At 72.1% G+C, this 21,102-nt stretch carries 23 protein-coding genes and 1 pseudogene; 16 read left to right on the top strand and 8 right to left on the bottom strand.

Annotated elements, in window-relative coordinates; genetic code table 11:
- Positions 1 to 9: 9 nt before the first annotated feature.
- The 4 genes from K1T35_RS07055 (at position 10) to K1T35_RS07040 (ending at position 3,692) form a co-directional block, all read left to right on the top strand.
- Entirely contained in the window at positions 10 to 630 is a 621-nt protein-coding gene (locus K1T35_RS07055; RefSeq protein WP_220259356.1) for a cyclodeaminase/cyclohydrolase family protein, read from the top strand.
- The gene (locus tag K1T35_RS07050) at positions 627 to 1,460 is read left to right on the top strand and encodes a bifunctional 5,10-methylenetetrahydrofolate dehydrogenase/5,10-methenyltetrahydrofolate cyclohydrolase (RefSeq protein ID WP_220259355.1); all 834 of its coding nucleotides are present in this window, start codon (positions 627 to 629) and stop codon (positions 1,458 to 1,460) included. Before K1T35_RS07055 ends, K1T35_RS07050 begins: the two co-directional genes overlap by 4 nt.
- Positions 1,457 to 2,830, top strand: coding sequence for an L-serine ammonia-lyase (locus tag K1T35_RS07045; protein ID WP_220259354.1), 1,374 nt, complete (start codon positions 1,457 to 1,459; stop codon positions 2,828 to 2,830). The genes K1T35_RS07050 and K1T35_RS07045 overlap by 4 nt, the downstream gene beginning before the upstream one ends.
- Positions 2,831 to 2,897: 67 nt before the next feature.
- The gene (locus K1T35_RS07040; protein ID WP_220259353.1) at positions 2,898 to 3,692 is read left to right on the top strand and encodes an SAM-dependent methyltransferase; all 795 of its coding nucleotides are present in this window, start codon (positions 2,898 to 2,900) and stop codon (positions 3,690 to 3,692) included.
- A 61-nt stretch (positions 3,693 to 3,753) separates the two neighbouring features.
- Here the strand turns inward: K1T35_RS07040 and K1T35_RS07035 are convergent, their stop codons facing one another.
- Positions 3,754 to 4,500, bottom strand: a complete 747-nt coding sequence (locus K1T35_RS07035) for an SDR family NAD(P)-dependent oxidoreductase (protein WP_220259352.1) — start codon at positions 4,498 to 4,500, stop codon at positions 3,754 to 3,756.
- A gap of 77 nt (positions 4,501 to 4,577) precedes the next feature.
- Between K1T35_RS07035 and K1T35_RS07030 the strand changes: the two genes are divergently transcribed.
- On the top strand, positions 4,578 to 5,195 hold the full coding sequence (locus K1T35_RS07030; RefSeq protein ID WP_255621664.1) for a TetR/AcrR family transcriptional regulator: 618 nt from the start codon (positions 4,578 to 4,580) through the stop codon (positions 5,193 to 5,195).
- Between the two features lie 238 nt (positions 5,196 to 5,433).
- On the opposite strand, the gene K1T35_RS07025 is transcribed toward K1T35_RS07030, so the two are convergent.
- Positions 5,434 to 6,132: a hemerythrin domain-containing protein gene (locus K1T35_RS07025; RefSeq protein WP_220259350.1), complete on the bottom strand. Its 699-nt coding sequence runs from the start codon at positions 6,130 to 6,132 to the stop codon at positions 5,434 to 5,436.
- Between the two features lie 414 nt (positions 6,133 to 6,546).
- Here K1T35_RS07025 and K1T35_RS07020 point away from each other — a divergent pair.
- Positions 6,547 to 6,732: pseudogene (locus tag K1T35_RS07020) on the top strand (helix-turn-helix transcriptional regulator); the annotation flags it as partial.
- Between the two features lie 59 nt (positions 6,733 to 6,791).
- On the opposite strand, the gene K1T35_RS07015 reads toward K1T35_RS07020, so the two are convergent.
- Entirely contained in the window at positions 6,792 to 7,454 is a 663-nt protein-coding gene (locus tag K1T35_RS07015; protein ID WP_220259349.1) for a Crp/Fnr family transcriptional regulator, read from the bottom strand.
- A gap of 197 nt (positions 7,455 to 7,651) precedes the next feature.
- Here K1T35_RS07015 and K1T35_RS07010 point away from each other — a divergent pair, with 197 nt between their 5' ends.
- The 10 genes from K1T35_RS07010 to K1T35_RS06965 all read left to right on the top strand — a co-directional run bounded on the left by K1T35_RS07010 (position 7,652) and on the right by K1T35_RS06965 (position 15,260).
- A complete protein-coding gene (locus K1T35_RS07010) occupies positions 7,652 to 8,446 on the top strand; it encodes an alpha/beta fold hydrolase (protein ID WP_220259348.1) in 795 nt (264 codons plus the stop codon).
- 2 nt (positions 8,447 to 8,448) lie between these two features.
- Positions 8,449 to 9,354 (top strand): ABC transporter substrate-binding protein, encoded by a 906-nt coding sequence (locus K1T35_RS07005; protein ID WP_220259347.1) that lies wholly within the window; start codon positions 8,449 to 8,451, stop codon positions 9,352 to 9,354.
- Between the two features lie 18 nt (positions 9,355 to 9,372).
- The gene (locus K1T35_RS07000) at positions 9,373 to 9,879 is read left to right on the top strand and encodes a pyridoxamine 5'-phosphate oxidase family protein (RefSeq protein WP_220259346.1); all 507 of its coding nucleotides are present in this window, start codon (positions 9,373 to 9,375) and stop codon (positions 9,877 to 9,879) included.
- Entirely contained in the window at positions 9,876 to 10,352 is a 477-nt protein-coding gene (locus K1T35_RS06995; protein ID WP_220259345.1) for a hypothetical protein, read from the top strand. The genes K1T35_RS07000 and K1T35_RS06995 overlap by 4 nt, the downstream gene beginning before the upstream one ends.
- A 78-nt stretch (positions 10,353 to 10,430) precedes the next feature.
- Positions 10,431 to 11,765, top strand: coding sequence for an MFS transporter (locus K1T35_RS06990; protein WP_220259344.1), 1,335 nt, complete (start codon positions 10,431 to 10,433; stop codon positions 11,763 to 11,765).
- 102 nt (positions 11,766 to 11,867) lie between these two features.
- Positions 11,868 to 12,458 (top strand): hypothetical protein, encoded by a 591-nt coding sequence (locus K1T35_RS06985; protein WP_220259343.1) that lies wholly within the window; start codon positions 11,868 to 11,870, stop codon positions 12,456 to 12,458.
- Positions 12,459 to 12,662: 204 nt separating this feature from the next.
- Positions 12,663 to 13,115 (top strand): signal peptidase I, encoded by a 453-nt coding sequence (gene lepB, locus K1T35_RS06980; RefSeq protein WP_220259342.1) that lies wholly within the window; start codon positions 12,663 to 12,665, stop codon positions 13,113 to 13,115.
- Positions 13,116 to 13,171: 56 nt separating this feature from the next.
- Positions 13,172 to 14,095, top strand: a complete 924-nt coding sequence (locus K1T35_RS06975; RefSeq protein WP_220259341.1) for a TIGR04222 domain-containing membrane protein — start codon at positions 13,172 to 13,174, stop codon at positions 14,093 to 14,095.
- On the top strand, positions 14,095 to 14,904 hold the full coding sequence (locus K1T35_RS06970) for a DUF692 domain-containing protein (RefSeq protein WP_220259340.1): 810 nt from the start codon (positions 14,095 to 14,097) through the stop codon (positions 14,902 to 14,904). Before K1T35_RS06975 ends, K1T35_RS06970 begins: the two co-directional genes overlap by 1 nt.
- The gene (locus K1T35_RS06965) at positions 14,901 to 15,260 is read left to right on the top strand and encodes a hypothetical protein (protein ID WP_220259339.1); all 360 of its coding nucleotides are present in this window, start codon (positions 14,901 to 14,903) and stop codon (positions 15,258 to 15,260) included. The genes K1T35_RS06970 and K1T35_RS06965 overlap by 4 nt, the downstream gene beginning before the upstream one ends.
- On the opposite strand, the gene K1T35_RS06960 is transcribed toward K1T35_RS06965, so the two are convergent.
- The 5 genes from K1T35_RS06960 to K1T35_RS06940 form a co-directional block, all read right to left on the bottom strand.
- On the bottom strand, positions 15,261 to 17,075 hold the full coding sequence (locus K1T35_RS06960) for an ABC transporter ATP-binding protein (RefSeq protein WP_220259338.1): 1,815 nt from the start codon (positions 17,073 to 17,075) through the stop codon (positions 15,261 to 15,263).
- On the bottom strand, positions 17,072 to 17,611 hold the full coding sequence (locus tag K1T35_RS06955; RefSeq protein ID WP_220259337.1) for a hypothetical protein: 540 nt from the start codon (positions 17,609 to 17,611) through the stop codon (positions 17,072 to 17,074). The genes K1T35_RS06960 and K1T35_RS06955 overlap by 4 nt, the downstream gene beginning before the upstream one ends.
- 906 nt (positions 17,612 to 18,517) lie before the next feature.
- Positions 18,518 to 19,045 carry a hypothetical protein gene (locus K1T35_RS06950; protein WP_220259336.1) on the bottom strand — a complete coding sequence of 176 codons (528 nt, stop codon included), beginning with the start codon at positions 19,043 to 19,045 and terminating at the stop codon, positions 18,518 to 18,520.
- Between the two features lie 346 nt (positions 19,046 to 19,391).
- Positions 19,392 to 19,970 (bottom strand): MauE/DoxX family redox-associated membrane protein, encoded by a 579-nt coding sequence (locus tag K1T35_RS06945; protein WP_220259335.1) that lies wholly within the window; start codon positions 19,968 to 19,970, stop codon positions 19,392 to 19,394.
- Positions 19,971 to 20,177: 207 nt separating this feature from the next.
- Positions 20,178 to 21,068 carry a hypothetical protein gene (locus tag K1T35_RS06940; protein ID WP_220259334.1) on the bottom strand — a complete coding sequence of 297 codons (891 nt, stop codon included), beginning with the start codon at positions 21,066 to 21,068 and terminating at the stop codon, positions 20,178 to 20,180.
- Positions 21,069 to 21,102: the final 34 nt, after the last annotated feature.

Genomic DNA, 21,102 nt, shown 5'->3' with positions numbered 1-21,102 from the left:
GTGCTCCCGTTGCGCAATCGTTCCGTCCAGGGCTTCCTCGCCGCACTCGCCGACCGGGTCCCGGCACCCGGTGGCGGCGCGTCCGCCGCGCTGCACGCCGCACAGGCCGCCGCCCTCGTGGCGATGGTCGCGCGCTACAGCGACGGCCCGAAGTACGCGGCCCACGCCGCGGCGATCCGCCGGATCAGGGACGCCGCCGACGAGCTGCGCGAGAACGCGCTCGACCTGGCGGAGGACGACGCGGCGGCGTTCACCGCCGTCACCGACGCCTATCGACTGCCGAAGACCACCGATGCCGAGGCGGCGGAGCGGTCGACGGCGATCGCGGCCGCCGTCCTCGCGGCGGCCCGCCCACCCGCCTTCGTCGTCGGGGTGGCGGGGCGCGTGCTGGAGCTGGCCGAGGAGCTCCTGCCGGTGAGCAACCGGAACGTGGTCAGCGACGTGGCTGCGGCGGCGGAGGCGGCCCGCGCGGCCGCGACCACCGCCCGGGTCAACATCGAGATCAACCTCGGGGGCATCACCGACGCCTCGGCGCGCAACGACCTGCTCGCCGTGGCCGGATCGGTCGACGACCTGTGCGACCGCGCCGACAAGGTGACGGCCGCTGTCCGAGCGGGGCTGGCCCGATGACCGCTTCGCTGGGCGGGCGTGAGCTCGCCGCCGGGCTGCGCGCCCGCACCGCGGAGACGGCGGCGGCGCTCGCGGCGGCCGGTACGCCGCCGCGGCTCGCCGTCGTCGTCGCCACCGCCGACGAGTCCAGCGCGTGGTACGTCCGGTCGATCGCGAAGGCAGCGGCAGGGGTCGGGATCGGCTGCGACGTCGTGGACCTCGGCGCCGACGCGTCCACGGCGGAGATCCGCACGTCCCTGCACCGGCTCTCCGACGACGCCGCCGTCCACGGGATCATCCTGCAGACCCCGCTCCCACCGGGCGTCGACGTCGCCGACTTGACCCCGGCGATCGCCCCGGCCAAGGACGTCGACGGCGCGAACCCGGCGAGCCTGGGCCGGCTCGCCGCCGGCCTGCCCGCCTTCGCACCGGCCACCGCCGAGGCGGTGCTCGCCCTGCTCGACCACCACGGCGTCGCGCTGTCCGGCCGTCACGCGGTCGTCGTGGGCCGCTCGACCGTCGTGGGGAAGCCCGCGGCCCACCTGCTGCTGGACCGCGACGCCACCGTGACGATCTGCCACTCGCGAACCCGCGATCTCCCGGCGATCACCCGGCAGGCCGACGTCCTCGTCGCGGCGGTCGGCCGGGCCGGGCTGATCACCGCGGAGCACGTGTCCCCCGGCACCGTCGTGATCGACGTCGGCACCAACCCGACGGCCGACGGCGGTCTCGTCGGCGACGTCGACCCGGGCATCAGCGCGGCAGGGCTGACGCCGGTGCCAGGAGGCGTGGGACCGGTGACCACGGCGCTGCTGCTGCAGCACACCATCCACGCGGCGGGCGGGCCATGACCATCAGCGCATTCGACCTGTTCAAGGTCGGCATCGGACCGTCGAGCTCGCACACCGTCGGACCGATGCGGGCCGCGCACTCCTTCGCGGCCCGGCTGGAGCGTGAGGGCCTGCTCCACCGCGCCGCGGGCGTGCGGGCCGAGCTGTTCGGTTCGCTCGGCGCCACCGGCCACGGGCACGGCAGTGTGAAGGCGGTCGTGCTCGGCCTGGAGGGCGAGCAGCCCGACCTGGTCGACCCGGTGGGCGCGGAGCCCCGCGTCGCCACGGTCCGCATGCGCGGGGAGCTGCTGCTGGCCGGCAAGCACCCGATCGCCTTCTCCGTGGACGACGACGTCGTGCTGCACCGCCGCAAACGCCTGGAGTTCCACTCCAACGGCATGCGCTTCCGGGCGGTCGACGCCGGTGGCGCCGAGCTGCTGACCCGCGAGTACTACTCGGTGGGCGGCGGGTTCGTCCTCGACGAGGACGAAGCGGGCCGTCCGGTGCTCGTCGAGGACCCCACTCCGGTGCCGTATCCGTTCGGCACCGCAGAGGAGCTGCTGCGCCACACCCGCGAGACCGGCTTGCGGATCAGTGACGTCATGCTCGCCAACGAGCTCGCCCGCCGCTCCGAGGAGGAGGTGCGGGCCGGGCTGCTGCACATCTGGTCGGTGATGCAGGAGTGCGTGGAGCGCGGGTCCCGCGCTACCGGGGTGCTCCCGGGCGGGCTGAAGGTGCGACGGCGCGCCGCGGCGCTGCGCGAGCGACTCGAGGTCGGGAACGACGAGCACGACGCGCTGCGCGCGATCGACTGGGTCACCCTCTATGCCCTCGCCGTCAACGAGGAGAACGCGGCAGGTGGTCGCGTGGTCACCGCACCGACGAACGGGGCGGCCGGCATCATCCCCGCCGTCCTGCACTACTGCCGCCGGTTCGTCGGTTCGTTCTCCGAGGACGGGGTGGTCCGCTTCCTGCTCACCGCCGCCGCCATCGGGCTGCTGTTCAAGGAGAACGCCTCGATCTCCGGAGCCGAGGTGGGCTGCCAGGGCGAGGTGGGGTCGGCGTGCTCGATGGCCGCGGCCGGCCTCGCCGAGGTGCTCGACGCCACTCCGGCCCAGGTCGAGAACGCCGCCGAGATCGGCATCGAGCACAACCTCGGCCTCACCTGCGACCCGGTGGGCGGGCTGGTGCAGATCCCGTGCATCGAGCGCAACGCCGTCGGCGCCATCAAGGCGATCACCGCCGCCCGGCTGGCCGTCCGCGGGGACGGCCAGCACCACGTCTCCCTCGACAAGGCCATCAAGACCATGCGCGAGACCGGCGCGGACATGAAGGACAAGTACAAGGAGACCGCTCGCGGCGGGCTCGCTCTGAACGTCGTCGAATGCTGACGCGCGCCTCCACCCTTCCTCGCGGGGCATTAGGCTGGTGACCCCGATCACGAGGGGTGACCTGCCGATGACGGAACCGAGTCGCGACATCAGGACCGACATACCGGGCGCGGCCCGCATCTGGAACTACTGGCTGGGCGGCAAGGACAACTACGAGGCCGACCGGCTGGCCGCCGAGGCCGCCCTCCAGTTCTACGACATGGCCACCTTCGCCAGGCAGTCGCGGCAGTTCCTCACCCGGGTCGTGCGGTTCCTGGCCGGAGAGGCCGGTATCCGGCAGTTCCTCGACGTCGGAACCGGCCTGCCGACCATGCAGAACACCCACGAGATCGCCCAGGCGGTGGCGCCGGAGGCCCGGATCGTCTACGTGGACAACGACCCGATCGTCCTGGCCCACGCGCGGGTCCTGCTCAGGAACACGACTCCCGAGGGCGTCACCGACTACGTCGAGGCCGACTACCACGATCCCGATCTGATCATCGACCGGGCGCGTCGCATCCTGGACTTCGAGCAGCCGATCGCGGTCATGTTCATGGGCGTGCTCGGCCACGCGAAGAGCTTCGAGGCCTCGCACGCGGTCGTGGCGCGCGTGATGGACGCGGTGCCCTCCGGCAGCTACCTCGCCGTGTGGGACGGCAACGACACCAACGCCGACCTCAACGCGCTCGCCGAGAACTACGCGAAGTCCGGCGGCGTGCCCTACATCCAGCAACCCGTCGAGCACATCCGCGGCTACTTCTCCGGGTTGGAGATGGTCGAACCCGGCCTGGTGTCCGTCACGGAATGGCGGCCGGAACCCACCGACGTCGGCAAGGTCGAGCCCTTGCCCGAGACCACCGGCGGCGTGGCGCGCAAGCCATGACGAGGGCGGCCCGACGTCGCCCTGCGCCGCCCCCGTCGATGGGTCGTTGCCCTTTGCAGGCTCAGACCTGGTTGAGGCCGCCGTCGACGGCGAGCTCGGCACCGGTTACGAAGCTGCTCTGCGTCGAGGCGAGGAAGAGCACCGCGTCGGCGACCTCCTCCGGGCGGCCCAACCGGCCGAGCGGGACCGTGCCGGCAAGGTGAGCCGTGAAGTCGGCGGCCCCGATCTCCGCAGGGGCGACGCCGGCGAGCCCGGGGGTGTCGATGGGGCCCGGGGTGACCGTGTTGACCCGGATGCCCCGGCCCTTGAGCTCGTTGGCCCAGGTCCGGGCGAAGGAGCGGACGGCCGCCTTGGACGCCGCGTAGACGCCGAACGCCTCCCCGCCGGTGACTCCGGTGGTCGAACCGGTCAAGACCACCGTGGCGCCGTCGTTGAGCAACGGCAGCGCCTTCTGGACGGTGAAGAGCGTGCCCCGGACGTTGACGCCGAAGATCTGGTCGAAGTGCTCCTCGCTGACCTGCTCCAACGTCGCGAACGAACCGATCGCGGCGTTCGCGAACACCACGTCGAGCCCCTGCCCGCGGTCGCGGACCGCGGCGAACAGGCGGTCCAGGTCGGCCGGGTCGGAGATGTCGCCCTGGACGCCGGTCGCGGAGCCGATGGTCTCGACAGCCGTGTCCAGCTCGGTCTTGCGCCGGCCGGTCACGAACACGTGCGCGCCCTCACCCGCCAGCCGTACGGCGGTCGCCAGACCGATGCCGGTGCTTCCGCCGGTGACAACGGCGGTCTTGCCTTCGAGCTGTCCCATGACAGCACCTCCCTAGTTTCATACCGAACGGTACGGCCTGCGTTATCGAACGGTATGAAATGGGTAGGGTGGTCGACGTGGACAGCAGGCAGAAGGCGCCGGTGGGCCGCCCGAGGGGGTTCGACGCCGAGGAGGCCCTCGAACGCGCACTGATCGTCTTCTGGCGTCAGGGCTACGACGGTGCCTCCCTCACCGACTTGACGGAAGCCATGGGCATCACCCGCCCCAGCATGTACGCGGCCTTCGGCAACAAGGAGGAGCTGTTCCGCAAGGTCCTCGACCGCTACACCGAGGGCCCGGGTGGCTACGTGGCCAGGGCCCTGGAGGAACCGACCGCCCGGGCGGTGGCCGCCGCACTCCTCAACGGCACGGTGCGGGCTACCACCCGTCCCGGCTACCCGACGGGCTGCCTGAGCGTCCAGGGCGCCCTGGCCACCGGCGACCCCGGGTGCCGGGCCCGCGACGTGCTGACCGCCTGGCGCAACTACGCCGGGTCCTGCATCGCCGACCGCTTCCGGCGCGCCGTCGCCGAGGGCGATCTGCCGCCCGGCACCGACCCGGACCGGCTCGCCCGGTACGTCGCCACCCTCTCCTACGGGATCTCCGTCCAGGCCGCGAGCGGCGTCGGCCGTGACGAACTCCAGCAGGTGGCCGACACCACCCTGCTCAACTGGCCTCCGGCGACCTCCGCGTGACCGCGGCCGCCGGTCGCCGCTCGAGCGGCGACCGACCAGCCTCCTCGCCGGCGGAGGTGGCTACCCGCACCGTTCGTCGAGACCTAGGAGGGTCCTGAACAACTCGGGCCGTAGCGAGCGGCGTCCAGGTGGTGTCCTCGCAAGGCGGACGATCGCGCCGATACCGCTGTTGTATCGGGGCGATCGTCCAAACGCGGCGAGGGCGCCGCCTGGGCGCCGCGCAGTAGGTCCGAGTTGTTCAGGGCGCTCCTAGGGCCCGGCGACGCAGCTCGGCGTATCGCTTTCCGAAGATGGCCAACAGTGGGCCGGTGTGCTCGGTGGGGTCGCGGAGCAGGTGCTCTGATTCCTCGGCGGTGGCGTGGTGGTGCAGCCACGCGGCCAGGAACGGGAGCAACTCGGGGTCGGCCCTCCGCCGCAGCTGCCGCTGCACCCAGCGCATGTCGCTCCCGGTGAGATGCGTGGTGATCAGCGGGAACAGGCGGCGCTCCTGCTCGGCCAGCTGCGCATGCAGAAGGGGGGCGAGGCCGTCGAGCGCGTCGCGGAGCTCACCGGCCACGCCGGGAATGTCGCCGACGAGCGCGACGACGCCGGCCAGCAGCGGGTGCAGCAGGGCACGGTCCGCGACGAGCCGGTCCAGGACGTCGAACGCGTACGGGCCGGCGTGCCGCGCCAGCAACGGCGGCAGCGTCCGCCCCTCCACATCGAGGTGCACATCGACGGCCGTCAGGACGGGCAACAGGTAGCCGCGAAGGGCATCGGCATCGGTCCTGCCGGTGCCGTTGGTCAGCTCGTCCGCGGCGCGGGCGAACTCCCCGATGTCGGCCAGAACCGCTCGGTGCAGCACGCGCCACGCCGTGAGGTCCGGTATCGGCTCCCCCGGGCGGCGCGGCCCGGTCGGCGGAACCCACATCGCGCAGTCGGGCCGATCCTGCGTCATGTGGCGCAGTCAACCGCCGCGCGCAAGCGGCTGCGTCGGTAGCCACTGCCCATCTTCGCCCGGAGCAGGAGTGCTTCGACCCGGCCGGCCCGTAGCACGATCCGTGCATGTCAGGGTGCCGCTGCTCGAGCGCGTGCTCTCGGTGCACACCGTCGATCACCACGTTTTCTCGATCCTCGGCAAGCTCGGCGCGCGCACGCGCCGGGAAGCTTTGCGGCGATGCGCGCGCTGAAGCAGGACCGCGCCTGACCGAAACGGCGGGCGGGGCGTTCTCCAGCGCTCGCGCGCCGCGGCGGGGTCCACCTCCCGCGCGGCGTCGCACGGGTGTGTCCGTGCGGATGCACCGGGTGCAGGCCCGCCCGAGGCGGGCCGGGCCCGCGGTGCACCTGGAGGGAGTAGGCCCACCTCACCGCCCGCCAGCTGGACGTGCTGGGCCTACTCGCCGACGGCCTGACCGACGCCGAGATCGCGGCGGAGCTCGTGCTGTCCGTGCGGACCGTCCACCACCACGTCGCGGACGTGCTCGACAAGCTCGGCGTCCGCTCCCGGCGGGCCGCCGCTGCGGCGGCGCGCACGATGGACCTCGCCCCGCGAAGCTAGTGGGTTCGAAAACCGGCCGCCGCCGGCGCGTCGCCCCGATCACGACCTGGCCGGGCTCGTCACCGGACCGCGCGGTCGAGCGCGAACCGGTCGGGAACCGAGATGCGCCCCCGTCGCAGAGTGAGCAGGCCGCGGCCGGCCAGCTCCTGCAGCACCTTGTTCGCGGTGGCCCGGGTGGTCCCGGCCATGCTCGCGAGGTCATCCTGGGTGAGGCGGATCTCCGCGCTCCCGTTGTCGATGGCGTAGAGCCGCGCGAGATGCGCGAGCCGCCGGATGACCCGGTCCTCGACCGGCAGGTAGAGCGCTTCGAGCACCATCGTCGAGAGCCGCCGGACATAGGACGTGAGTGTCTCGGTGATGTAGGCGTCGACCCGCGGGTGCTGCCGGCGCAGCCCGTCGAGCTGGGCGCCGGTGAGCATGAGCGTGTGCGCCTCCTCGATCGCCACGACCGTCGCCGTGCGCAGCGACGCGGAGTCGAGGAGGGCCAGCTCTCCGAACGAGTCGCCGGGACCGAGCAGCGAGAGCGTGACGACCTGGCCGAGCGGCGTGGTCACCCGCACCGCGAGCTTGCCGGACACGATGACGTGCAGCGAGTCGCCTGGGTCGCCCTCGTGGCAGACGATGTCGCGGGCCCGGAAGCGGCGCGGGCGGCTCTGGGCGATCAGGCTGCGCCGGGCATCGTCGTCGAGCCCCTGCAGCAGCGACGGGTACGTCCGGGTCATCACTACCCACGGCCTCCCTCCGGTGGTGGAGTGGCCCATGCTCGGGAACGAATGATCACGCTGCATCGGTAATCGATGCCCATCTGGGGCGTGCGGCTGCCGATCCCGTACATCGTCGTGAACATTCGCCGATGTGTTGGCGTGTCCCGGGTGCCGCCGCCGGCGGCCTTGATCGTCGATCGAGGAACGTGATCGCCATGAATGGACTCGTCGCCGTCGCCGGCACCACCCTGCACGTCGAGCAGCGCGGCGAGGGCCCACCGCTGCTCCTCGTCCACGGTGGCGGGGAGGACGGCTCGATGCTCGCCGGTCAGGCCGCGGCGCTGGCGGCCACGGGTTACCGGGTGATCACCTACGACCGGCGCGGCACCGGTCGCTCGGGGCGCGCGAACTGGCCCGGTGAGGGCGCCGACCAGCACGCCGATGACGCTGCCGCGCTGCTCGCCACGCTGGACGCCGCGCCGGCCACGGTGCTCGGCGTCAGCTCCGGCGGGGTCGTGGCGCTGGCCATGGCCGCCCGCCATCCCGAGGCCGTCGCCCGGGTGATCGCCTGGGAGCCCCCCGCTTCGGGTGTGCTGCCCGACGCTGCCACGATCAACGCGGCGATCATGGCGCCGATAGAGGCGCACCTGCGGGAGCACCCGAGGGACTACGTCGGCGCGCAGGCGCTCCTGTTCAACGTCGTACTCGGCGTCCCGGTGTCCACGGACGACCCGGGGTTCGCGGCGGCCCGCGCCAACGCCGAGCCGATGATCCGCGACGACCCGACGATCGTCCTGCGCCCGTTCACCGCGGCCGAGCTGACCGCGGTGCCGGTCACGATCGCGGTGGGCACCGAACCGAACGAGCTGGTCGGTGCGGCCGCACCGGTGCTCGGGAAGCTCGCAGGCGTCGAACCCGTGATCGTGGAGGGTGCCAGGCACGAGGTGTACCTGACCGATCCGGCCGTGCTGACCGCGCTGACAGCGCTCGTCGGCCGGACGGGCGCCTGAGCATGGATCCGGTACTCGGCCGGCGGCAGTTCCTCGCGGGTTCGGTCGCGGCCGGCGGGCTCGCGCTCGCCGGCTGCGGCGCCCGCCCGCTCGGATCGGGGCCGGCCACCCGGCCCGTCACAGGGGCTCGCGGCCCCGTCCACGTGCCGATCGCACCGGCGCGGGTCGCGGCGCTGATCGGCTCCAGCGACGTCGACGTGCTCGCGCTGGGTATCACTCCCGTGTACGCGGGGACGTTCGCCGAGGGTTGGGTGGACCTCCCGAGCGACGTCGTCACCAGCGACGCGGTCCCGCCGGCCGTCGAGACGGTCGCGGCCACCCGGCCCGACCTCCTCCTCGGCTGGGAATGGCTGGTCGACGACCCGAGCTGGGCACGGCTCGGTGCGCTCGCCCCCGCCGTGGCGATCCCCGAGGACACGCCGTGGCAGGAGGCATTCCTGCTGGTCGGCGACGCGGTGAACCGCCGCGAGCGCGCCGAGGTCGAGCTCGCGGCCTTCGAGGCACGGGTGGCGGCGGTGCAGGCACGGGTGGCGGCCGGGGCACCGATCGCCGTCGGCCAGATCGGGTTCACCGAGCCCGGCGTGTTCCGCTGGATCGGCGAGGACCGCGACTCGACCCGCATCCTGCGGTCCGTCGGCCTCACGCCCGGCGGCCCGGAACAGAGCCAGGGCAGGCTGAGCCTCGAGCTCCTCGGGCAGGTCGACGCCCCGTGGTTGATCGTCTTCGGCTCGGGCGCGGACGGTGCCGCCCTCCTCGCCGAGGCGAAGACGCACCCGCTGTGGAGCACGCTGCCGGCGGTGCGCGCCGGGCAGGTGGTCGAGGTCGACGGCAACCGGTGGGTCGGCGCAGGGCTCCTCTGGGCCCGGGCGGTCGTGGACGATGTGGAGCGGCTCTTCGGTGGTCGGTGAACGAGGTTCGGAGGGACCATGGCGACCAGGGATGTGGCGTTCAGGGAGATGCCGGCGGAAGTGGACGCGGTGCTCGACCGCTTCCGCACCGGCGAGCTCACGACATTCGCGAGGAACGGCACGCCGGTCACGGTCGAGGTTGCGCCGCTGTGGCAGCGCGACTCGGGGCGCATCCTGCTGAGCACGGGGATCGGCCTGCCCCACAAGGCCTACAACGTCCGGCGGGACCCGAGGGTCTCGATCCTCTACTCCGATCCGACCGGCTCGGGCCTGACCGATCCCCCGGCTGTACTGGTGCAGGGGGACGCGACGGCCTCGGACATCGTCACCTGGGACGACGAGCTCGCTGCCCACTGGCACCTGATCTGGCGTCGGCAGCCGAAGGGCCTGGGCGTCGACCCGATCACCCGGCGCGTCATGTGGTGGTACTTCCAGCGGATCAAGATCCACATCGTGCCGCGCCGGATCCGCTGGTGGCCCGGTGGCGACATGGCCACCGCGCCGAGAGAGGTCCGGGTGCCATGACCGCGCGCGACGAGACCTACGCCGCCCTGCGCACGTTCGACGGTAGCGCCGTGCTCACCGTCGTCGACGCGGCCGGCTACCCCATCAGCTTCCGGTGCCGCCCGGAGCCTGCCGCCGACCCGGCCGCCCTGGAGGTGGCGCTGCCGTCCTGGCTGACGGCCGCGCGCGGCGCCGCCTGCCTCATGGCCCACAGCCACGACGAGGGCATGTGGAACCTGCGCGGCATCCTCGCCAAGGGCTCGATCACGGTCGACGACGACCGGCTGCTCTTCTCCCCCGACACGTTCCGCTGGCTCGCCGACACCGGCGGGGGGACGCTCTCCGTCCTCCGCCGCGCGGCCGGCGCCGTGCTGCGGACCAGGCGCGATGCCGCCACGTACCTGCGGCGTACGGGCCAGCAGGAGCGGGAGGTCCCGTGGCAGACGTTCGTCGACGCGCGTCGGAGGGCCAAGACGGCCGGTTTCGATCGCTGACGGCGTCAGTACCGATCTCGCGAGATGGGCATCCGCCACCGATCCACACCCGCCCGGCGTGGCACTAGACACGACGCCATGGAGAAGACGACGTCCAGGCTCGGTGCCGCCGCGAGCGCGGGCTACGCCTCGGGCTCGCTCGTGACCGGGGCGTTCTCGACCGTCCCCGGCCTGCTCATGCTCCCCTACCTCACCGACACGCTCGGCGTCGCGGCCGGCCTCGCCGGGGCGCTCGCGTTCGTGCCGAAGGCCTGGACAGTGCTGGTCAACCCCATCGCCGGACGCATCAGCGACCGCACGACAACATCGATCGGCAGCCGACGCCCGTACGTGCTCGGCGCCGGGACCGCCGTCGGGATCGGGTTCGCCCTCATGTTCGCCGGCCCGTTCGCGGCCGCCGCAGGCGCGGCATGGGCCATCACCGGCTACCTGCTCACCGCGACCACCTTCGCGTTCTTCCAGTCCCCGTACGCCGCGATGCCCGCCGAGATGACCGACGACTACGGCGAGCACACCCGGCTGATGAGCTGGCGGGTCGCCGGCATCGCCCTCGCGACGCTCGCCACCGGCGGCGTCGCACCGCTGGTGGTCAAGTCCGCGGGCGGCGGGCTCCCCGGCCACCAGGCGATGGGGGTGCTGGTCGGCGCGGTGATCGTCATCGGCGCGGTCGCCGCGTTCTGCGGAACGGCCCGAGCGGCGCGTCCCGCCGCCCCCGCGGCAGCGAGCCTGCGCTCCCAACTCGCCGTCGCCTCCCGCAGCCGCTCGTTCCGCAGGCTGCTGGTGATCGTCACCCTGCAGAGCGCTGCCACCGGCGCGCAGCTCGCGGGCGCCTCGTACCTGGCCCGGCAGCTCCTGGGCGACCCGGCGGCGGCCGGCCTGCTCGTGGCCGCGTTCACCGCGCCCGCCCTGGTGCTGCTCCCGGTGCTGCTGCGCGTGGGTGGCGGCCTCGACAAGCGCACCGGCGTGCTCGTCAGCTCCACGGCCTACCTGCTGGTGAGCGTGCTCTGGCTCGCCGTGCCCGGCGGCTCGCCGCTCTTCGTGCTGGTACTCGGCGCGCTGCTCGGCGCCGCGAACGCGGCACAGGACACGTTCGTGCTGGCGATGCTGCCCGACTGCATCGCCGAGGAGTCCGCGCGCAGCGGGCATCGGCAGGCCGGGGTCTTCGCCGGGGTGTTCAGCGCCGGCCAGGGTCTCGGGTTCGCCGTCGGCCCGCTGCTCTTCGGGCTGGTGCTGCAGATCGCCGGCTACATCCCGTCGACGACGGGCGAGGCCGTGGCACAGTCGGACACCACCGCGACCGGCGTGCTCCTCGGGTTCGGCGTGCTGCCCGCCGCGCTGACGGCGCTCAGCCTGCTCGCGCTCGGCCTCCCCTTCAGCCCCGGTCGGCGAACTCCGGACAGCCTTCGTCGCTAGTGCGGTGACCACCAACGTTCCCGGGTCGCTTTCGCCCGTCACGTACCGTCGGGGAACGCGCCAGTCCGGCGATCAAGTACTCCCGGCCGACAGGAGCAGAGCGTGCAGCACGCCTTCCTCTTCGACGAGGTCGCCGTCCTCGTGCGGCACTGGTTCGAGATCGACCTCGCCGACAGCCACCTCGAACACGGTGCCCGGGTCGAACTCCGCATGGTCGACCCCCAGCCACGCCGGGGTTCGGAGTCGGCCGCCCAGAAGATCGTGGTCGACCGGCCGGTCTGGCGGGCAGACCTGTTCGACCGCATCGACGGCACCCCGGGCGCCTTCGAGGCGGCTCACTTCCACCCCCACTTCGACGGCGTCGAGCCGTCCGATCGACACTGGGCCGACGCCGTCACAGCCACGCCGTGGGACTGGCTGGCGACCCAGCTGACCGACATCGCCGGAGTCGCCGCCACCGGTGGCGTCCGGCTGCGCGACCCGGCCACCGTGAACGAGCAGGTCGGCGCCGCCGCGGACGCGATCGTCAGCGCCGCCCGCGGCCGGGCCGCGCCGCTCTGCGGATCCGCACAACAGTGCTACGCCTGGACCCGCGACACCGAGGCCGCCGTGCACGCCATGCTCGGTGCGCTGCAACGGCCCGACCTCCTCGACCGGCACCGGGTGGCGCCGTGGCTGCCGGCGGGCGCCTGACCCCCATCAGGCCCCGACCAGCGGCGCGAGCACGGCCTGAAACTGCGCGGGGGTCGGCGTCGTGTACACCACCGGGCTCCCGATCTCCACGGTCGCGCGGTGCAGCTGCGCCGTCGCACCCTGGAAGGCGCACGAGCCGCTCTCCGGCCCGTCCTCGACGCGCTCGGCAACGCACGCACGGGTGGTGGGCCCTAAGATCCACTCATGCCGCCCAGCCCGCAGCCCGCGCCGACGCGGCTGTTCGGGCGGCTCCTGCGGATCATCCGGGTGCAGGGCGACAGCATGGTCCCGGCCCTGCACGACGGCGACCGCCTGCTTGCAGTCCGACCGGGCCCGTGGCGGCCGCTTCGCCAGGGGGCGATCGTCGTCGGGCGCGTACCGGCGGTCGCGGGCGGCGACGGATCTGCGCTGTTCATCAAACGGGTGCTCGCCCTGCCGGGTGAGGTCGCCCGGGTCCCGCTGGACCGGCTTTCCGCGGGCCGCTCGGTCGAGCAGTTCGGCGCGACGGTCGACGGCCTGGACGCGACCTGGGCGGTTCCGGCCGGGCACGTGTTCGTCAAAGGCGACGCCCGCGACAGCGCCGACTCCGTCAGCTGGGGCGCGATCCCGCGCGGCGAGCTGGTCGGTGTTGTCGTGGCGCGGTTGCCCCCCTCCTGAACGTCGCCGATCACGACCATGGGGAGAATGCCCCCGATCGGGGGAAGGGGCGTGGCATGCATCCGTGGGGGTTGTCGGGGCCGGAGTTCCTCGGGCTGTACGCCGCGGGTCTCGCGGTGGGGCTCGCCGTGGCGTTCGGGGTGCGGCTGGCGGTGCGCCGCCCGCGGCAGGCCGAGCAGACCGGCCGGCTCGCCCCCGAGGAGCTGGGCTTTCTCGCAGGCGGACCGCAGCACGCGGTGCAGGTGGCCGTCGCCCGGTTGGTCGACGCCGATCTGGCCAGGGTCGACCGCAGCGGCACCCTCACGTCCGTGGCGGACGGTGCGCCCGCCGGGCACCCGCTGGACGACGCGGTGCTCGCCGCGCTCACCGGACCGCGGAAGGTAGCCGAGGTGGCCGAACGGCTCGCCGGCTCGCCGGCCGTGACGGGGATCGGCGAGTCGCTGGTCCGCGATGGCCTGCTCGTCGCACCGGCCCGTGCGACCGCGGCCCGACGGCTCGCCCCGGTCCTGCTGTACGTGCTCTTCGTGATCGGGCTGGTCCGGTGGATCAACGGGCTGGTCGAGGACCTGCCCGTCGGCTACCTGACGTTCCTGCTCGCCGCGACGCTCGTGGCGAGCGTGTACCTGAGCAGCCGGCTCACGGGGTCGTCCAAGGCCCGCACGGTGCACGGCGACCGGGTGGTGGCCAAGGCCCGAGCCCGGAGGCGGAGGAAGGATCCGCTGGAGCGGGTGGCGGTGCGCGGTCTGTCCGCATACCCGGACAAGGAGCTCTCCAAGGCGCTGTCCAACGGCGCGATGGCAGGTTTCGTCGGGGGCGCGTGGAGCTACTCCTCCGCAGGCTCGTTCGATTCCTTCGCGCACTCCGGCCCGTCCGGCGGCAGCAGCTACACGCACAACTACACGTCGTCGGGCGACAGCTCGTCGTCCGGGAGCAGCTGCGGTGGTGGCTCCGGTGGCGGCTGCGGCGGTGGCTCCCCCTGATGTCCGGGGCACTGGGAATCGGGATCGGCTGGCGCCCGGAGATCGACCTGACGGTGGAGCGGCTGCCCGGTGTCGACTTCGTGGAGGTGCTGGCGGAGAACGTCCGCCCCGACCCGCTCCCCGAGTCGCTGACCGTGCTGCGTGCGCGCGGCGTGCCGGTGATCGCACACGCGGTGACGCTGTCGCTCGGCGGCGCCGAGCCGGTGGACCGCACACGGATCGCGCACCTGGCGGCGGTGGCGGAGGCCGTGGACGCGCCGCTGGTCAGCGAGCACGTCGCGTTCACCCGCGCGGGCGGGCTCGACTCCGGTCACCTGCTGCCGGTGCCGCGCACCCGCGACGCGCTGGACGTGCTGGTGGAGAACGTGAACCTGGCGCAGGCCGAGCTGCCGGTGCCGCTGGCACTGGAGAACATCGCCGCGCTGCTCGACTGGCCGGACAGCGACCTGACCGAGGGGCAGTTCCTCACCGAACTCGTCGAACGCACCGACTGCCTGCTGCTGATCGACGTGGCCAACCTGTACGCGAACTCCGTCAACATCGGCACCGCACCGGAGACGTTCCTCGACGAGCTGCCTCTGGAGCGGCTGGCCTACGTGCACGTCGCGGGCGGGGTCACCCACGACGGGCTCTACCACGACACGCACGCCCACGCGGTGCCACAGCAGGTGCTGGACACGCTCGCGGCGCTGTGCGCCCGGGTCGTCCCGCCCGGCGTCCTGCTGGAGCGGGACGACGACTACCCGCCGGACGCCGACCTGGCCGCGGAGCTCGCCGCAATCCGCGCCGTCGTCGACGGGCGCCCGTGACCCCGCGGGCGAAGCTGGCCGCTCGGCAACGGGAGCTCGTCCACGCGCTGCTGGCGGGTGGCCGGGTTCCGAACGGATTCGATGCACACCGGGTCGACGTCGAGGCCCGGTCGCTGCGGTCCACCCGCCGGTCGGTCGCCGCCCGGCTCCGCCCCGACCTGGTCGAACTCCTCGGCGACCGGTTCCGGCCGCTGTTCGACGCATGGGCGATCGACCACCCGAAACCGGCCGGCTCGTCGTTCCGTACCGATCTCAACCGTTTCGAAGCCTGGTTGTACGCCGGTGGCCATCTCGAGCCGCCCCGCGCACCACGCCGCTGGTTCCGCAGGTCGACGGGACACCGGCCCATGCGGTGATCATGGACCTGTCGGGGCCGGGTCCAGCTGGTAGCCCGAGGCCTGACGGCGGAACATCCTCGCGTACTCCCCGTCGGCCGCGAGCAGCCCGGCGTGGTCGCCGGACTCGACGATGCGCCCGCCGGAGAGCACGACGATCGCGTCGGCCATCGACACCGCGTTCAGCCGGTGCGAGATCAGCACGCTCGTCACGCCCGTGCGGCGGGCCAGCAGGCGCTCGTGGACCTCGTGCTCGGCGTCCGCGTCGAGGCCCGCGCTCGGCTCGTCGAGGATCAGCAGGTTGGGATCCGGCCGCATGAACATGCGGGCCAGCGCGATCCGCTGCCACTGACCACCGGAGAGATCGACACCGGATCCCCCGTCGGCCTCGCCCGCGAACATCCGGCTGAGCATCGTGTCGTAGCCGCGCGGCAATCCGTCGAGCACCGCATCGACACCGGCCCGCTCGCCCGCGTCCCGGACCGCCGCACGATCGTCGATCCGGGCGACGTCACCGAGCCCGACGTTCTCCGCAGCGGTCAGGTCGTACTCCATGAAGTCCTGGAACACCGTGCCGATGCGCTCCCGCAGTGACGCGGGGTCGTACTCGCGAACGTCTACCCCGTCCCACAGCACCGCGCCGCGGTCGGGGTCGTAGAACCGACACAGCAGTTTGACCAGGGTCGATTTGCCCGCACCGTTCGCCCCGACCAGCGCGAGCGAGCCACGGGCCGGGACGTACAGGCTCACTCCCTGCAGCACCCACGGGTGATCGGGAGAGTAGCGGAACCACACGTCACGCAGCTCGATCCCGTCACGCAGCGGCGGGCAGGGGCGCTGCTCCCCCGGCGCCACGGCGGCGCGCGAAACGAACGCGCTGTAATGACCGAGCAGCAGCAGCGCTTCGAGCACGGTGCCGACCGAACCGACGAGAGCGGCCGACGAGGTCTGGATGGCGGCGATCGCGGCAACCGCGACGAACACGTCACCGATGCTGATGCCGCCGTTCACGGCCCGCGCGGCCACGATCAGCAGCCCGGCTGCGCCGAGCACCCCGGTCACGACCCCGAGCGCGAGCTGGCGGCGCAGCACCGCGCGGTCCATGCGGCGCGTGCCGTCGTTGAGGACCCGGAACTCCCGCATGAAGCGCGCGAGGAAGTGGTCCCCGAGCCCGAACAGGCGGATCTCCTTCGCCGCGCGATCGTCGGTCTGCAGCAGGCCGTAGAAGATCCGGCGGCGCATGTGCGGGCTCATCGAGAACGCGAGGGCGGCCTTGCGACCGCTGAGCCTGCGCTCGACGATCAGCCCGGGGATCGCCGCCGCGAGCGCGAGCCCGGCCGCGGCCGGGCTCAGCACCAGCAACGACGCGACGAAGCCGACGAGGGTGACGCTCCCCTGCACCACCGCGATGCCGACCGACAGCACCGCCGGTGGTGCGCTCTCACCGCCCTGCTGGGCGAGCTCGAGCTCGTTGTGGAACGCCGGGTCCTCGAACTGGCGCAGGCCCGGGACCGCGTTCACGGTCTCGAACAGCCTCCGCTGCACGAGCACGTTCACCCGGCGCTCCAGCTCCGCCCGCAGGTAGGTTGCCAGCGCCGGCAGCAGCAACGTCACGAACGTCGTGGCCGCCAGCCCCGCGGCCGGCGCCAGCAGCGGACCGAACGCGCCGTCGGCGACGGTGAGCCGGTCCACCAGCACCTTCACCAGCCACGCGGTGGCGACGGGCGCCGCACCCGTCGCCACCGACGCCACTGCGAGCGTGATGGCCTGCACCCGCCCCGCCCGCCACATCAAGGCGAGCGCAGTCGGCAGCGACCGCAGCGAACCCCGCTTCACGCGCCGCGCACACCACTCGCGAGCAGCTCCCCTGCCCCCGCCGCAGAACCGACCGGCGACACCACCCGACCACCCTCGACCACGTAGAACGTCGGGTACGCGTCTACCTCGAACGCGGTGACGATCGGGCCACCGGGCACCCGCTCCCGCACCACCGGCACCGAGCCGAGCGCCCCCAGCAACTCGTCACCGCCCTCACCCGAAACCACGGCGAACCCGGACGTCCCGGCCGTGACCGCAGCGGCGAACTCCGGCGCATGCGACAGACACGCCGAGCAGGTGGTCGAGAAGAACGCGATCAACCCACGCCCGTCGCCCAGGAACCCGGCGTCCACGGGCCGGCCGTCGACCGTTTCCGCGGTGAACGACGGAAGCTCGGTACCGGCGGCCAGACCGCCTGGCACGCCGATCATCGGGCCGAGCGAGGCGAGCTTGCGCTCATGCGCGGCGAGACGGCGGACCACCGCGCCCGTCAGCAACAGGTTGGCGCCCACGAGGAGCCCGAGCACCACGACGACGACCACGAGCAGGTCCACAGACAGATTCCCCCGAACTCTTCACGACCGGCGCCTGGCCACAACTAACCGCCGAATGCTGCGGAACCGCGACCACGCCTTCCCGGGTGCGGCCGAGACCCTGGACAGATCGTCCGTGGTGCCACGCCCCCGTACTCCCGGCTGACTGGCGGGGTCAGCAATTGGGAAGGTTCTCACCGACCGAGCAGTAGGGGAAGACGATCTTGCACCACACCGGGCGCCCACAACTGTAGTAGCAGACCTTCGTCCGCCCGCCATCGCAGCAGGAGCGCTCTCGACAGGCACCCGCTTGCTCCTCGGGCACAATACTCGCCAGCACCCGGTCAGCCAATCGAAGCATTACACTCATTCAACGACCTTTCTCAATTCCTGGAGCGACCCGAATGGCCACCATGGGGTGAAGACCGTAGTGATCCCAAGGCGACGTCCACAAGATCATGAACGTGTGATCAAGATCTCACCACCGAGATGGCGCGGCAAGCGACAAAGCGAAAGACGGCAACCGATTGGTTACCCTTCGACTTTCCGGGTAGCGCGGACCTCGGTATCGGTCGATGACGCCGGTCAACGCATCCCACGCACCGCGCGCGACGACCTCCAGCAGATCGTCGAAACCACCGGAATGCACCCGCACCTTGCCGAACGCCGACACCGCGAACAGGCCACCGAGGACGAGCTGGACGGTCAGCAGCAGATGCGCCGTGTGCTATCTAGCAACCGGGAACACGAGTGGCGCCGACAGCCCGATATGAGCTCCATCGACGATCAGGCGCACCGAATACCGGTGTCCTCGCAAATCACCTGGGCCCACAGCCGTAGTAGCAGCGGACGAGGAAGTTGCCCCTGCAGAATGTGCGCCCCTTACAGGGCGAGTGCGGCCGGCAGCACCCCGCAGCCAGCCGCGCTTCACGCGCCGCGCACACCACTCGCGAGCAGCCCCCGAGCATCCGCCGCAGAACCGACCGGCGACACCACCCGGCTACCCTCGACCACGTAGAACGTCGGATACGCATCGACCTCGAACGCAGTGACGATCGGGCCGCCGGGCGTCGGCTCCCGCACCACCGGCACCGCCCCGAGCGCACGGAACAATTCATCACCGCCTTCGCCGGAGACCACGGCCAAGCCGGACGTTCCGGCCGCGACCGCGGCGGCGAACTCCGGAGCGTGCAACTCACACGCCGGGCAGGTGGTCGAGAAGAACCCGATCAACCCGGGCCGGTCGCCGAAGAACCCGGCGTCCACGGGCTGCCCGTCCACCGTCTCACCGGTGAACACCGGGACCTCGGCTCCGGCCGCCAGCCCACCGGGCACACTGACCGTGGAGCCGAACATGGCGAGCTTTCGCTCATGCGCAGCGAGACGCCGGACCACCGCACCCGTCAACAGCAGGTTGGCACCCACCATGATGCCGAGCACCACGACGACGACCACGAGCAGATCCACAGCAGATTCCTTACGCCATCGAGTTCAGGTTCCGCGCTTTTGGCGTCAGCAGCTGGGGAAGCCTTCGCCGATGGCGCACTCCCCGTAGTAGCCGGTGCACCACGCCGGTCGGCCGCAACCGTAGTAGCAGGTCTTACGACCCCGGAGAGCATCGCAACAGGTGCGCTCGGTGCAGGCACTCGCCGGCTCCTCGGGCACCATTCGCGCCAGCACCCGGTCGGCGAGTCGGCGCATGACAGTCATTCGACATCTCCTCAATTCCTGGCTCGGCCCATGTGGCCGTCGTCAACGGCCGAGACCGTAGTGGGCCAAGATCATCGCAGCAAGTCGGGGTCTATCGAGATTTCGCCGGCGCGACGACGTCCAACAGGTCGTCGAGGCCCACCACCACGGCCAGCACGACCGCTGCGACCAGGCCCGCAACCACGAACGAACCGGTCGAGAATGCCGGTGACGCATTCATGGTAGTGCCGACCAGGGCCCCGATGACAGCCAGTGCCGCGAGAACGACGTTGCGCACCGCGTGTGCACCCCGCAACGGCGCACTCTCGACGCCGAAGCAACGGCATCTCGGACGACGACCGCGCCGCACCGTCATGCCGACGACGACCGCGAAACCCAGGAACAACACGGCACCGAGGACGAGACCGGGCACCGCCGTGACCGGCGCGAGAACGAGTACGACCACGGCGATCTCCGCGACCATGACCGTGGCCCCGACCAGTGCACGGATTCGTTCCGGCACCCCGAAATCGGCCAACGACCGCACGAACGCCGACCGCGCCCGCACCTTGCCGAACGCCGATACCGCGAACACGCCACCGACGACGAACTGGACGGTCAGCAGCAGGTATGCCATCTGCGCAGTCCCGGGTAGCAGAAAGACACTCTCGGCGATGCCCTCATCGATCAACCCCTCTCCAACTGTGGCGGCACGTTATTGGTGTCCCGCGGCAGCCGCCCGGCCGGGCCGCCGGTCAGTGATCAACGTCTCTCACACGGTCGCGCTGTCGTCGCGCCGCGGGACGATCCGCGGGCGCCCGCCCCGGGCTCCCGTGGCCGAACTCAGGGCCACGGGACCCCAGGGCGGGAAGCGTCCTACGAGTCGAGCTGGGAAGCCTCAGCTACTCGTCGGCACGCTATGACGCACCGCGATCCGGGAGCGGATCACCTCGGCGAAGACCGCAGCATTGCGCACCGGCAGCACCAGGGTTCCGCCACGGCGCCGGAGCTCGATGACGTCACCCCCGGTGACGACGTAGTGTCCGCCGCCCTCGAGCCGGACCCATGGGCTGTCCTCCGGCCGCGCCGGACGTACCGACACACCCTTCACGTCGGCGAGCTGGACGCTGATCCCGAACGCGGACGCAGGACCCGGACGCAGAACGGCGACGATCTCCCGGTCGGTCAGGCACACCTCGTCCTGCAGCACCCAGGCAGGAAGGCCCGACTGATCCGATCGAATCTTCTCGCACACCTCGACGTCCATCTCGCCGAGCTCCGGCCTCAGCGGGTATCGCATCGCTCGGCCGGCGATCACCACGCAGACCAGCTGTGCCACGACGAGCCCCACCGCGGCCAGGGTCTGCACCGGCCATTCCTCGGTGATGGCACTGCTCGCCAGCCCGACGGCGCAGGCGTGGGGCACAACCACAACGAGCGCCCGCCGCAGCCAGCGAGCTGGGCGGTGGCGCACCGCGTCCCGCCGCTCCCGCCATACGCCCATGATCGGCGCCCCGACCACGAGAGCGGCGGCCAGCGCCGCCACCTCGACCGGCGCGACGCGGCCCCGAACGACCACCGCCAGTACGGCGACCAGCGCCGCCACGTGCACCGCCATGGCCAGGCCCAGCCAGAACCACTGCCGGCGAATTCGGTTCGAAATCAGCCTTGCATTGGAGTTGCTCACTCCGGACACCTCCACGATTTGGAAGAGTTTCTGTCTGCCGATGAATGTCGAAGACAGAAAGTGGAGGTGCCCGCGCCCGCTCCTCGGGCCCGGCGTGGCCACCGGCGGCGAGGGAGGACGCCTGACCTGCAAAGGA

Source organism: Pseudonocardia sp. DSM 110487, from assembly GCF_019468565.1.
GTDB lineage: Bacteria > Actinomycetota > Actinomycetes > Mycobacteriales > Pseudonocardiaceae > Pseudonocardia.
Note: the sequence above shows the minus strand (reverse complement) of the source record. Positions and strands in the feature narration are given on the sequence as shown.

Coding starts and splice junctions, on each gene's coding strand:
- K1T35_RS07050 (WP_220259355.1), top strand. CDS start 627: ATGACCGCTTCGCTGGGCGGGCGTGAGCTCGCCGCCGGGCTGCGCGCC.
- K1T35_RS07045 (WP_220259354.1), top strand. CDS start 1,457: ATGACCATCAGCGCATTCGACCTGTTCAAGGTCGGCATCGGACCGTCG.
- K1T35_RS07040 (WP_220259353.1), top strand. CDS start 2,898: ATGACGGAACCGAGTCGCGACATCAGGACCGACATACCGGGCGCGGCC.
- K1T35_RS07035 (WP_220259352.1), bottom strand. CDS start 4,500: ATGGGACAGCTCGAAGGCAAGACCGCCGTTGTCACCGGCGGAAGCACC.
- K1T35_RS07025 (WP_220259350.1), bottom strand. CDS start 6,132: ATGACGCAGGATCGGCCCGACTGCGCGATGTGGGTTCCGCCGACCGGG.
- K1T35_RS07015 (WP_220259349.1), bottom strand. CDS start 7,454: ATGACCCGGACGTACCCGTCGCTGCTGCAGGGGCTCGACGACGATGCC.
- K1T35_RS07010 (WP_220259348.1), top strand. CDS start 7,652: ATGAATGGACTCGTCGCCGTCGCCGGCACCACCCTGCACGTCGAGCAG.
- K1T35_RS07005 (WP_220259347.1), top strand. CDS start 8,449: ATGGATCCGGTACTCGGCCGGCGGCAGTTCCTCGCGGGTTCGGTCGCG.
- K1T35_RS07000 (WP_220259346.1), top strand. CDS start 9,373: ATGGCGACCAGGGATGTGGCGTTCAGGGAGATGCCGGCGGAAGTGGAC.
- K1T35_RS06995 (WP_220259345.1), top strand. CDS start 9,876: ATGACCGCGCGCGACGAGACCTACGCCGCCCTGCGCACGTTCGACGGT.
- K1T35_RS06990 (WP_220259344.1), top strand. CDS start 10,431: ATGGAGAAGACGACGTCCAGGCTCGGTGCCGCCGCGAGCGCGGGCTAC.
- lepB (WP_220259342.1), top strand. CDS start 12,663: ATGCCGCCCAGCCCGCAGCCCGCGCCGACGCGGCTGTTCGGGCGGCTC.
- K1T35_RS06975 (WP_220259341.1), top strand. CDS start 13,172: ATGCATCCGTGGGGGTTGTCGGGGCCGGAGTTCCTCGGGCTGTACGCC.
- K1T35_RS06970 (WP_220259340.1), top strand. CDS start 14,095: ATGTCCGGGGCACTGGGAATCGGGATCGGCTGGCGCCCGGAGATCGAC.